Origin of the sequence: uncultured Nitrosomonas sp. (assembly GCF_902826915.1) — a bacterium.
Lineage (GTDB): Bacteria > Pseudomonadota > Gammaproteobacteria > Burkholderiales > Nitrosomonadaceae > Nitrosomonas.
This window is the reverse complement of record NZ_CADEGP010000073.1, coordinates 1-13,405: the sequence shown is the minus strand read 5'-3', so window position 1 is coordinate 13,405 and position 13,405 is coordinate 1. Positions and strand designations below refer to the sequence as shown.

Sequence of the window (13,405 nt, the reverse complement as noted above, 5' to 3'; positions counted from 1 at the left end):
TGAAGCGGCTGATCTAAGATAGCGATTGATGCGGTTTTTCAGGGCCGACTATGTAAATTGCGCGACCCTAAAATTCTTTGCAGAAGCTAGTTGATTAGGAGAGATCATGATAGACTTCAGCGAGAATTTGTACCGTCCGACTTTGAAACCAGCGAGAGAAGAAAATGAATAAATTTATTTCCATTATTGTATTTGTTGCGATAATTCTATTAACCACAACTGGGGTACAAGCGTTAACCATAACAAGTTACGATATCATCAATGCACGTGATAATGGATTCGGTGCTTGGAGTCACGACTATACCGGCAGCATTACTCCAGTCGCTCCAGACTTATCCAACTATATTGGCGGCAGCGGAACACTGAATGATAGTGTTATTCCACATAGTCACAATGACAATCAGCTTTTCAGCTCAGAAGATAACTCGGTGGTTACACTTCACTTATCACAAGTGACAACAATTTCTATAATTGATATTTTCGGAGGTAATCTCAAGGGAAATTTTATTCCCGGTACGCTGACTGGTGCCACCGTTACGATCAGTGGTAATTCAGTTGCTCTTAGTTCGACTAATTGGGGAGGGCCATGCTTATCTGGTGCGTGCAATGATCGTTTAAGCCTAAACGGTACGATACTTGATGGCCTAATGACTGACACTATTGTCCTGAGCGATTTTCAAGGGGGCTGGAGTGATAGCTCCTATACTTATTATAACATTGGTGAAATTACCGTAAATGCGATTCCAGAACCAGAAACCTACGCCATGTTACTGGCGGGACTTGGACTGTTTGCTTTTCAACTGCGCCGCAAAAATGCGCTGTCTTCGCAATGCTAAAAACGGCCTAATCGATTGATAAAATTTGTATCTTGTATTTGACACCACTCTTTTTTATTTTCTACCTGCCCCACAGCTCGACACACGGCAGCATAACTCATCCCAAACGTTCACCCAGAGCGTACAATACCCGCTCCAATAGGCTTGCGCCATACCTTCGCCAGGGGTTTTATATCGATCTAAGAATAGTGCGAAAATATTTATCACGATTCACGGTATTTCACGCAATACAGAGCAGCCTGTGAGAAAAAACCTGAACGCCTTATTTACGAGGAAAGTTTTTGCATCTTCTATCTTCACCCTAAAGCATGCGTATTTCTAGCTAGACTTCCACCGATAACTTAGTAGTGATGCATATATGGGCGTCTATCGATGAGAATCTCCGAGTTAACACACCACTGAAAGGTGTCTTAATTGCCATAGCATGTGCTTTTTATGTTAGTTCCACAGCTTATGCGCAAGAGGATATCCCAGACCGGTCACAACAACCGATTACAATAAAATCTTCCAAGGATAATAAAAGAAAAACAGGATTATTCTTCACTGATTCTGGATCAGGATATCGATGGAATAATGGCAAAAATCAAATCCGCTTAGGAGGATTTATCCAAGCTGACTCGCGCACTTTTTTTGAGAATGCGGGCGAGGCAGGTAATGACAATTTTACCTTCCGCCGTATTCGACCCGTACTTGAAGTCAGATTTGGTAAGGTTTACAGCTTTTACTTTATGCCTAATCTGGAATCGAGTCTGGGAATTCTGGATGCTTTTTTTGAAAGTAATTACATCAAACCATTTAATCTTCGTGTCGGCAAGTTCAAGTCTCCATTTGGACTGGAACGCCTGCAGTCAGGGACTGCATTAGCTTTAAACGAACGAGCCTTCCCCACCAATCTGGCGCCTAATCGCGAAATTGGCGCACAAGTTTTTGGCGATATCCTCTGGGATACCACCGAATATCAGATTGGTATATTTCACGGTAATGTTGATAACGGTTCAGGCATAGGCGATAGCGTTATTAATTCTAATAGCAGCGGTATCGATTTTGTTGCGCGCATTTTTTCCCATCCGCTCAAACATGTTCAAATCGAATTTCTCCAGGGGTTGGGATTGGGCGTTGCCTATAGTTATGGAACACAATATGGCAGCGCGCAACTAGGTAATGCGCACTTGCCAATCTTCATATCATCGGGTCAACAATCGATTGCATCATACGTACCAGGTGCTTTTGCCGACGGCAGCCGCGAACGAATCGGCCCGCAGCTTTTTTATCACTCCGGCCCGTTTGGAATCATGGGGGAATATACAATCTCCCAACAGAATATTAAGATTGGGGCCACGAGTGATAAAGTCACAAATGATGCTTTCCAAGTTCAATTATCCTGGATTCTCTTTAATGGCGATGCCTCATTTCGCAGGGTGCAGCCGCACAATCCGATAACGTTTGAAAATATCAGTGCATTGGGTGCCGTACAATTGGTCACGCGCTATTCGGAACTCAATCTCGACACCAAAGCATTTGCGCACGGCTTATTTAATTTGGATCGCTCAGTCAACAAGGCTCAGGATTTTGGGGTAGGCATTAATTGGTATCTCAATCGCAATGTTAAATTCCAATTAAGTTACAATCAGACACATTTCGACGGCACAATTGGCATAATCAATCGACCTACAGAAAAAATATTATTTTCGCGCATGCAGCTCGCGTTTTAATTCCTGGCTTTATCGAATCGAAATGAGATCATAAAATTCATACTATTGAAAATGGATAAAATAGACAAAGAACTGGATGCACGCGGCTTGGTTTGCCCTCTGCCTATCTTACGCACTAAGCAATCACTTGCTGGCATGATCAGCGGACAAACCCTGAAAATCGTTGCTACCGACCCAGGCTCCATGATTGATTTTCAGGTTTTTTCTGAGCAAACGGGGAATGAATTATTGTCTATGTCACAAGCAACCGGTGAGTTCATCTTCGTACTCAAGAAGCGATAGGCAGCCCTTGAGTAGCAGGCTGTCAAGAACTTCTTTAACGACCTGTCAATCAGAAAAATTGCTGTGAACCAAACCTTGCTTTCGTTTCTAGCGTTCTTGCCACTTCTATTGGCTGCGGTGCTTCTGGTTGGATTCAACTACCCCGCACGACGAGCCATGCCGCTAACGTTTATCGTAACCGTTACGATTGCACTAATTGTCTGGAAAATGCCGTTCAATCGAGTGATTGCATCGACTCTACAAGGCTTGATTTTAACCGGATCTATATTATGGATCATCTTTGGCGCAATACTGCTGCTCAATACGTTGAAACACTCCGGCGCCATTACCACGATCCGACAAGGCTTCTCTAACATCAGTCCGGATCGACGCGTACAGGTAATTATCGTAGCCTGGATGTTTGGTTGTTTTATTGAAGGTGCTTCAGGATTTGGCACGCCAGCGGCTATCGTCGCGCCGTTGCTGGTCGCTCTGGGTTTTCCAGCGCTGGCGGCAGTGATGGCGGGGATGATGGTGCAATCCACGCCAGTATCGTTCGGCGCCGCAGGGACACCGATTATCGTTGGCGTAAGCGGTGGACTAAACCAGACAGGCATCATCGAGCAATTAATCGCGGCTGGCTCCGGCTGGGAAGATTTTTATCGCTTGATCATAGGTGAAGTTGCCATAATTCACGCCATGACCGGTGTATTGATGCCACTGCTGATGTGTATGATGTTGACCCGTTTTTTCGGACGCAATCAATCCTGGGCGGAAGGACTTGCGATCGCACCTTTCGCTATTTTTGCCGGATTCGCGTTTGTTGTTCCCTACGCATTGGCGGGCCTATTCTTAGGACCGGAATTTCCATCGATCGTTGGCGCACTGATCGGATTAACTATCGTCGTGCCTGCGGCTCGAGCCGGTTTCCTGATACCCAAACAACACTGGCATTTTCCTGCCGCAAGAAATTGGCCGACAGAATGGATCGGCAGCATCGAAATCAAGTTGGAAGATTTGACTGCAAAATCCACTGTTACCATCGTTTCGGCCTGGTTACCCTACGCACTACTGGCAATCTTGCTGGTGCTGTCGCGGATCAACACCGATGTGAAAGCATTATTAAGCCATCATCTGACATTCAATTGGATTGACATATTGGGTGAAGAAGACATTTCTGGAAGCATCGAATTCTTATATTCATCCGGAGGCATTATGATGTTCGTGGTTATAGCGACATTCTTTCTGCATCGGATGCAACTCAACGAGCTCAGAGCCGCACTCAAGGAATCTTCACGTACTTTGCTCGGGGCAGGATTCGTGCTGATTTTCACCGTACCGATGGTGCGTATTCTGATCAACTCTGGCGTCAATCTGGCCGATTTTCCAGCCATGCCGCAAGTAATGGCACAGTGGGTCGCCAGTAGCGTGGGGAATATTTATCCGTTCTTCGCCCCTGCAGTGGGTGCATTGGGCGCATTTATTGCTGGTTCCAACACCGTATCCAATTTGATGATGGTGCAATTTCAGTTCGATAGTGCGCAATTGATCGGTGTATCGAGTGCATGGCTGGTCGCCGTGCAAGCAGTTGGTGCCGCTGCAGGTAACATGATCGCCATCCATAACGTAGTCGCAGCATCCGCCACAGTCGGCTTGTTAGGACGCGAAGGAAACATCATTCGCATGACTATTATCCCAACACTCTACTACTTGATCGCAGTTGGCGTGATCACGCTGATTGCAATCCATACTTTAGGTATAACCGACCCCCTCATGTAAAATAAGATCACTGGAGAGGAATTGAGTTGAGGGATGTTATAACTAATATCCATAAATTGTATACTCCCCCTTGTGCCTCTCAAATTACTTCACTGCAAAAGGCCGAAGCATCAATTTACATTTATTTAAAATAATGGTTAGCGTTTTTTCACAACATTTAACCCTATGGATCTAATAACTCAAGGATTGCTTGGCGCCACAATGGCGCAGTCAGGCGCCAGGCAACAGGAAACACGCATAGCAACCGGTATTGGTTTTTTGGCTGGCATTACAGCGGATGCCGATATCCTGATTCAATCTGAAAATGATCCGTTGTTGAATATCGAATTTCATCGTCATTTTACCCATTCACTGTTTTTTGTGCCGCTGGGTGCCTTGATTGTTGCTCTGCTGTTGTGGCCGTTCTTGCGCAAACGTTTGCCTTTTGCTCGTTTGTATCTTTTCACTTTTCTCGGGTATTGTTTGAGTGGTGTTCTGGATGCGTTTACCAGTTATGGCACGCATCTGTTATGGCCATTGAGCGACGAGCGCGTGGCGCTGAGTATCATTTCGGTATTGGATCCGGCTTTCACTCTGATTCTGCTGATCGCCGGAGTGATCGCATACAAGAAATACAGTCATAAAGCGGCCCGCATCGGATTGCTGCTCGCAGCGCTCTATTTGTCGTTCGGCTGGATGCAGTTACAACGCGCGGAAACTGTCGCTGAATCATTGATTGCAGAAAGAGGACAACAAGCAGAACAATTGCTGGTGAAACCAACTCTTGCCAATTTACTGCTATGGCGCTCAATTTATGAGTTTGAAGGCAAATTGTATGTAGATGCTATTCGTATCGGCTTATTCTCTGAGCCGCGCATTTATCCGGGTGAATCCATTGAAAAATTTGTTTTGAAACGTGACTTGAGCACACTGCCGGTTTCTTCGGTGCTGGCGCAGGATATTGCACGTTTCAGTCATTTTTCTGCAGGACTACTGGCAATTCGCCCGGAGCAACCGAATGTACTTGTTGATGTACGTTATTCGAATTTACCCACGACACTAGCACCGCTATGGGGTATCGAGATTAACCCGGAGCAGCCGGAGCAGCACGCAAAATATAAACTCTATCGAGATGCATCCGGTGCCACGCGCGAAAAATTCATCACCCTGCTGCTAGGCGGACATTTATTAGACTAAACCGGTGATCGTAAATCGCCGAAAAACGAATTAACTATCCGGCGACTGCTTGTTTTTCGACCAATATGCGACTACAGCTTATGCATGAATAAACATGACTAGATGGCTTAAGCACCTTTTCCTGGGCATTGTTATCGGCTTGACGGGAGTCATTGTGCATCTTTCTCCTGCAGGGATATGGATGGAAGAGAAATTTGGCTTGTATTGGTTGTTTCATTTGCGCGGAGCAATAACAGCCCCAGACAACGTCGTCGTCGTTGCCATTGACCAACCTTCTGCATCTCGGCTTAATTTACCTACGACGCCACACTCATGGCCGCGCGAATTACATGCACGGCTTATCGAGCAATTAACCCAGGCCGGAGCACGTATCATTGTATTTGATCTTATTTTTGATTCGCCCAGCGCAATAGCCGTATATGATGAAAAGCTGGCTTTTAGTATGGAAACGGCAGGAAACATCGTGCTAGTGGAAAGGTTGGTCTATGAAGATAGCGCACTTGCCACAGATGCAAACGAACAAAATTCTAACCGGATTGTAAAGGAAGGGCCTAAACAGCTCCTGCCGCTTATTGCCGATGCCGCCAAAGCCCACGCGCCTTTTCCCTTGCCCAAAATGGAAAGAGTCAATAATTATTGGGTTTTTAAAACCGATGCCGGCGATATCCCCACGATACCCACCGTTGTTTTACAAATCTTTGCACTACCCGTTTATGAAAACTTAGTCCGGTTATTGCATAGGGTTGACCCGGCGTATGCGGCACAGTTGCCAATTAAAGAAGAGGCTTTGGATATTGAAGATTTAATTTTTACACTACGTGACCTCCTCCACAATTCATCTAATCTTGCACATCGCTTGAAAATTGAACTCAACCGCGATGCAAATCTGAATTCCATCCAAAAAAATATCCTTCACGCGCTTCTGAATCTATATTCCGGGGACGACACACGTTACTTGAACTTTTATGGCCCTCCGCGCAGCATCAATACAATACCCTATCATCAGGTCTTGCACCCTGATGAAGATGAGATTGCTAAACAATCTAGCCCTATGAATCTTGAAAATAAAGTTGTATTTGTCGGATTCTCCGCAGCGACTCAGCCAGAACAAGACATTGTCCGGGATGATTATCACACGGTATTCTCAAGCCCCGATGGACTTTACATCAGCGGCGTCGAAATAGCGGCAACAGCGTTTGCCAACTTACTGGAAAACAAACCTATCAGACCCTTCCCTCTAATGGGTAGTTTAGGTATTTTGTTGGTATTAGGTCTTGGACTGGGTATCATTTTTATGCTCTTGCCTAATCGAAGCGCCATCGTAGCCAGTTTTGTTCTGATCTCTTTCTATGCAGGGAGTGCCTATTATTTCTTCAAAGAAATCAGTATCTGGTTACCACTCATCAATCCGGTTTTTCTGCAGCTACCGATGACGCTATTTGGTGCAATATCGCTCAAATATCACGAAGAAAAACATGAAAGCCAGCAACTAAAAAAAGCTTTTGGCTATTTTCTCCCTGATCGTGTCGTCAATGATATTGTAAGAAATTCAGGAGCGATGGCACTGAATAATCAACTCGTGTATGGCGCTTGCCTTGCGACCGATGCCGAAGCCTATACCGCGCTTGCAGAAAAGATGGATCCGCAGCAACTCGGTCAATTAATGAATAATTACTACGCTGTTTTGTTTGATCCTGTCAAACAGCATAATGGCACAGTTTCTGATGTGGTTGGCGATGCCATGCTCGCCATTTGGGCAAAAACATCGGCTAGCTCCGATTTACGTAAAGACGCTTGTCTCGCGTGCCTGGATATCGCTGCCGATATTGAACGCTTTAATCATACCGCTAACCAGCCAAAATTACCAACGCGCATGGGACTACATTTTGGCGAAATGTTGTTAGGCAATATTGGCGCACTGCACCATTTTGAATACCGCGCGGTTGGTGATATCGTAAATACCACTAGCCGCATCCAGGGCGTCAATAAATACCTGGGTACCCGTTTGCTGGTATCAGGTCAGGTGATCTCAGGTTTAGATGAATTTCTGATTCGCCCATTGGGAGATTTTCTCCTGATCGGAAAATCCACACCCGTTAACTTGTTCGAGTTGGTCGCACACAAGCAATCAGCCAGTCAATTGCAGTTATGGTTGTGCGAAACTTTTTCAAATGCACTAAAAGCTTATCAGAATCAACAATGGACTGAGGCTTGCGATGGTTTATATAAAATCCTGGATAAAATTCCAGAGGATGGCCCCTCAAAGTTTTTTTTAAATATTTGTAAGAAAAAACAATCGGCGCCTTCAGTTGATGCATGGAACTCAACCATACGCATTGAAACCAAATAAATAACCTTAAATCTAGCGACAAGGCTATTTCTTACGTATAATCAAGCAACTATCAGAATCTGGATTGCGAATACGAATTTCTCACGACTCAAGGCTACGCATCAGCATGCACTCCAGAATCTGGAACCACCATATCGTTAAATCGAGCCATGAACATAGCTCGATGTTCATCGGTTTCTAACAATCCTTATCTCTTGTCAATTTGCTTTCTACTTTTGCCATCCCGCAATACTTCAATGAAGCGAGGTCTATTTTGCATGCGCTAAAAGAATAACCTATTATTTTATTTGCACGAGTGCGATTGAATGTGAAAAATATCACATATTTTCAAAAGGAAAAACGCTAATATCCTTCAAGGGTAGGTTTTGCAGTTTTTCGCAGTGAAAGCCGCCCATTAGGCAGAATGGATACTCTCTTGTTAAATAAGTCGTCATAGCAAAATACAAAAATGGGCTAAGAACCACAAATGCACTCAATCCATATCATACCTGAACGAGGCAGCATACTGCTGACAGTCATCAAAGAATTTAAAGGATTGGCAGCAGAAAGCTTAAGTATTGTTGCGGAATCTTGTCAATGGCACCGCTATGAAGAAGGTGAAGATATTGTGAGATACCATGATAGTACTCACAGTGTTTTTTTCATTATTCAAGGCGAAATTCGTATCAAGTATTATGCATTGTCAGGAAATGAAGTTATCTTATGCGATCTCCCGAGAGGTGAAATGTTTGGCGAGCTTTCTGCTATCGACGACCGTGCCCGATCAGCAACGGCAGTAGCCAAATCAACTGCTATGCTGGCATCAATGCCTGCGACAACTTTCCAGGATTTGCTATACGAGTCTGAGCAGATCGCTGAAGCGATACTTAAACGCTTGACAGGACAAGTTCGTCGACTGACTGAACGTGTGTATGAATTCAGCTCAATGACACTAAATAATAGAATTCATGCTGAGTTACTCCGCTTAGCTAAGAATCATATGATATCTCCTAATGAAGCATTTATTTCTCCTGTGGTTCGCTCTGATATCGCTAACTTAGTAAGCACAACACGTGAATCAGTATCACGAGAATTCTCTAATCTAACTGAACACAAAATAATCGAGTGCCAAGGACGCCATAAAGTGCATGTACTCGATGTAGCAAAACTGGCAAAAATGGTTAGTGAAGTACGCGGTAGCTTTTGATCATTTGGCACCTAACCTTCCATATGTGTTATCGCTATAGCTCTGACATCTATCGGCACTCCTCTCTGGAGAGAAATATCAAATGTTTTGCGATGAAATCGACCTATTGCCAGCTGTAAAAAGCAGAGAGAAAAACAAAACTGACCATCTGATCGGTATCCTGAGTTAGTCCTGTGCCATCGGTATAGCGCCAACCTGTCCATGTCCATTCGTTGGTTTTAAAGTGATCAAGGATATAATCTAAACGAATCCCCAAGTTCCTGCGGATGTCATATCTGGCATATGCTCTCAAGCTTGAATACTGCGTAGATATATTGGGAACAATATTGATTTGCGGTTCAAGCGTGACTTTCTGATTAAATTTATCAGTGAAATCAGAGAATACGAAATTCACCCCAGTTTCAAGTTTGTCGGTGGGTTTGGCGGTAACCTCCAAGCCGATTGAAGTTGCGATATTCTGCAGATTTGCCCCCCAGATCTCACGAAAATCATTGTCAGTAGGCGGATTCCTGGACGCTTGATTAATATGCGTTTCATTCCTTGAGAACCAGGCAGTGGCCTGCAATCTTTCCGAAAAAATGTACATAGCATCCAATGCATAATTTCGTGCCGATCCATTACGTAATCCTAAATCTGAGCCAATACGATGACCGTAATTATCAAATGATTCATCAACTGATACTTGCAACGATAAGGAATCAAGAGGCTCCCAGTTTGCCAAAAAGCGAACTTTATCCCGAGTACGGTCGGCAATATTGGATGGTGCAATCAAATTGAAGAATGGAACACCTAAGCCTGTGGTATTTGTTAAAAAACTTGAACCGAAGCGATCGCTGTGGATATACGAAATAGTCCCCGTGATTGTTTCCGATAATGTACGGCGTAATTCAGCGCGGTAGGAAAGCTCATCGGTTCTGAATCGGTGGCTGGTATTAGCCGCAGTACCGGTCCGATCTCTATGATCGTAGTCAACAGAACCAATCAATCGAAAACTATGGGGTAATGCATAGCTTGCTTCAAATTTACTGATTATGGTTCTGAACGAGCGTGGGTTATTCAAACCGTTCCAAGTATTGTCATTTAAATCCAGGGATGTAGTAGCTATCGGATTGTAGAATAAAATAGGCGTTTTATCGTCACGATCTTCAAAGCGTAGATTGGTATTAATCGATAATTTTTGTAGTGGGCGGGCTGTTAAACTTGCTTGCACAAGTGTGGTATCAACGCGCCCACCTAAATTGGAGCCAATGCCGGGTGCTGTAAATAGTGTCGGTGCGAATGTATCGGTTTGGGTTGCCCGAGTGTAAGCGGCTTTAAATGCTCCGCGTGTTGTAGGCGTAAAACTATAACCGCCCGATAAAAATCCCTGATGCGATTGATTATCAGGAGCCAATGCAATTGGCGCATATTCGCTGGGAGCGTATATGCCTCCAACAATACTTCCTCCGGCAGGCGATAGTATTGCATTTTTATTGTTGTACATCGTGCCATAGTAACCCCCCGATAGCTGCAATTGCTTTCCTGCATAATCAAGCGATGCACCAAACTGCCTGATGGTGGAATTTATTGGCTCGGGAACAAACTCATAACCACCAATCGCTCTCGGGCCCGGCCTACCATCCAAAACACCAGCCTCACCCAGTCGGTTTCCTCGTCCAAATATGCGCTCCCCATCTTTTTCTTCATTGCGGAAATGAAGATGAAACTCAAGATTCCCGGGAAGGAATTTGTTGAAACCAAAACCGACAGAGTGTCGTTCAGTGCTTAATTGCGCAGGACTGCCCGGTGCTGGGGATGACGGTATACCGGGTTCTGTTGTGCCAATCCCTGTAACTGCAGTATTCACAGTGAACGGCTCATAACGTGGCAGTTGACTGTAATCTATAGAATAGCCCCAATTGCCTTGCTTGCTATGCTCGAACCGTATATCGCGATTCTGAAACCCTAAATTACGCCCCAATAGCTTAAACCAGGTGCCTGTATCGTCATAACGCTTAGATATGTCAAGATTAAAGATTCCATAGGGCCCTTCATTTCGCAAACCTGTATATTGGCCAAAACGCGCATTATCATTAAACAATTGACCGGCTCCAATATTGACAATACTGCTTGGTTTAGTCAGTTCTTTAACAGGATCTTCATTAGTTCCAAATGAATAGGATGGGTTTACAAGTACAAGCAGCGTAAGCAATGAAATTGAGCAGCGAGAAATATTTTTGCACGAATTCTTAGTAGTCATTTTCTGTACCTCCGAAATTAGCGCTGAAAGACGCTTTCATTGCGAATGTTTTCCGGCATATTGCTGCCATGTACCTGCGTATGGCAGTTCAGGCATCCGCGAGCAAGGATATTCCGTGCATAAGCACCGGTAAGTGTTCCTGAGCTACCTTGGTGTGTATTAGGCTCATGACATTCTTGGCAGACAAATGGTGATCGTGTACGCAACAAGTTCGGTGCAGTAGTGCCGTGAGGGTTGTGACAAATGGCGCAGTTTTCTTGAACGGGTGGATGGTTGTAGACAAATGGCCCACGTTTTTCCATATGACAGGTGTAGCATGTGTCGTTGACACTATCTCGAACCATCTTGCTTGGTCCAGCAGAACCGTGTGGATTGTGGCAATCTGAACAGGTGACTTTCCCCTCCCGAATCGGGTGTCGAGATGGGCGGTTAATCAGTGTGCGCATTTCTTTGTGGCAATTAAAACAGACCTCAGACTGAGTGATTCTGTTACGAACTTTGTCTTGCTCGGTATGAATTTTGTGACAGGAGGTGCAGGCAACATCGCGATTGGCGTGAGTGCTGCCAGACCAATGCATACGCTTACCTCCTTGATGGCATGCTAAACAAGCTTCATTTCTTTCTTCGATGGAATTGAACGAATCCTTACCGAAAGTACGTTGGGGCATGGGTGTTTTACGCGGAGATTCTTCGTGACTCCCGCCATCACCATGACAGCTTGTGCATGTAGGCGTTCGGTAGTCCGCTGTAGTTCCGTGTTTGGTTTTTCCAATGGAGAGAGTCGGATTGTCGCTGGTCTCGTCATGGCAAACAGTACACCTTGCATCGCCTCTAAGAACCAGATCTTCTTGAAGATCATCGTCATCAAGCTCTTCAGCAGAAACATGCAGGGATAATATTAGTATAAAAGAGACGACCAACAATCTTAACATGATGATATATATCAACTTAATTTCACTAGACATTTTTTGTGCACTCACTATATAAATTTTAGAAATAGAACAATTTGTGAATGCATTTTCAGTTGCGCTAGAAATAATCTCTGTGATTTTTTGCACTCAAAAAGTGATTTATATCGTTTGCATTCAATCGACGTCTGATTGCATCAAATAACCAAACAATCATATTATTCATATAATTAAGATTAAGTTATGGCTTCAGGATTTTGGTATTTTCCGCTGCTATTTAGAATGCTTCTGATAGGAATTTGGAATGACGAGCTCAGCAATGAGTCAGCTGAAGATATGACAAACGTGAATCTATGCGTAATGTGTTTCTGCGTTTGAATTTGGAAGATAAGGTTGCAAAACGCTCGGCACTGACCCGTTTCGGAATTCGATTAACATAGAACCGTGTATGGAATGGCTTGCCGGAAAGAATCAATCAACAAATGCATGAGCGCAACATCAGGGTGACATAGAACGATCGTTTCGACGCCAGTATTACAATACAGTCATGCAAGCCAAAAAAGCAGCCATCGCATGTAGTCATACCCAGAGCGGGAAGATTAGGATAATGTAAAAATTTTGCAGCGCTTTCTACAGAAATATTGGAATATTCTCAGTAGTATAAATCTAATATAACGTGAAGAAAGTCACAGTAAAGTGACTCCAGTGTATGTTTATATTTGAACGTGAAAATTATCAATGCATACAGAAAGGCTTGTAGCCGACCGGTAGAAAGAAATAATTTTCACGACATGGAATAAAAAATCTATTCCATGTGACCAATAAATCCAATAAATCCTTTGAGGAGGTACCATCAAATGACTACAGCTACAAGTGAATTACGTTTCTGGTGCGATATGAGTATGAGAGGTGGTCACACTTGATTGGACAGTTTTTCCCATATTTTAAGTGGAAATCT

General features: G+C 44.1%; 9 protein-coding genes. 7 read left to right on the top strand and 2 right to left on the bottom strand.

All coding sequences use genetic code 11. The features are described 5' to 3' along the window. Positions 1-164 precede the first annotated feature (164 nt). From QZV86_RS11595 to QZV86_RS11565, 7 genes are all read left to right on the top strand, one after another. Complete coding sequence (locus QZV86_RS11595) at positions 165-836, top strand: PEP-CTERM sorting domain-containing protein (RefSeq protein WP_295628189.1); 672 nt, start codon at positions 165-167, stop codon at positions 834-836. A 350-nt stretch (positions 837-1,186) separates the two neighbouring features. Continuing rightward, positions 1,187-2,548, top strand: coding sequence for a porin (locus QZV86_RS11590; protein WP_295628193.1), 1,362 nt, complete (start codon positions 1,187-1,189; stop codon positions 2,546-2,548). Between the two features lie 51 nt (positions 2,549-2,599). Then, positions 2,600-2,830, top strand: a complete 231-nt coding sequence (locus tag QZV86_RS11585; protein ID WP_293005504.1) for a sulfurtransferase TusA family protein — start codon at positions 2,600-2,602, stop codon at positions 2,828-2,830. A gap of 63 nt (positions 2,831-2,893) precedes the next feature. Continuing rightward, entirely contained in the window at positions 2,894-4,588 is a 1,695-nt protein-coding gene (locus QZV86_RS11580; protein ID WP_295628185.1) for an L-lactate permease, read from the top strand. Positions 4,589-4,753: 165 nt separating this feature from the next. Continuing rightward, on the top strand, positions 4,754-5,764 hold the full coding sequence (locus QZV86_RS11575) for a metal-dependent hydrolase (protein ID WP_295628181.1): 1,011 nt from the start codon (positions 4,754-4,756) through the stop codon (positions 5,762-5,764). 94 nt (positions 5,765-5,858) lie between these two features. Next, positions 5,859-8,114: a CHASE2 domain-containing protein gene (locus QZV86_RS11570; protein WP_295628178.1), complete on the top strand. Its 2,256-nt coding sequence runs from the start codon at positions 5,859-5,861 to the stop codon at positions 8,112-8,114. Positions 8,115-8,580: 466 nt separating this feature from the next. Then, the gene (locus tag QZV86_RS11565) at positions 8,581-9,300 is read left to right on the top strand and encodes a Crp/Fnr family transcriptional regulator (RefSeq protein WP_295628174.1); all 720 of its coding nucleotides are present in this window, start codon (positions 8,581-8,583) and stop codon (positions 9,298-9,300) included. Positions 9,301-9,403: 103 nt separating this feature from the next. Here QZV86_RS11565 and QZV86_RS11560 read toward each other — a convergent pair whose 3' ends face one another. Both QZV86_RS11560 and QZV86_RS11555 read right to left on the bottom strand, forming a co-directional pair. Beyond that, positions 9,404-11,539: an MtrB/PioB family decaheme-associated outer membrane protein gene (locus QZV86_RS11560; protein WP_295628171.1), complete on the bottom strand. Its 2,136-nt coding sequence runs from the start codon at positions 11,537-11,539 to the stop codon at positions 9,404-9,406. Between the two features lie 17 nt (positions 11,540-11,556). Next, on the bottom strand, positions 11,557-12,471 hold the full coding sequence (locus QZV86_RS11555; RefSeq protein ID WP_295628167.1) for a DmsE family decaheme c-type cytochrome: 915 nt from the start codon (positions 12,469-12,471) through the stop codon (positions 11,557-11,559). Between the last annotated feature and the right edge of the window lie 934 nt (positions 12,472-13,405).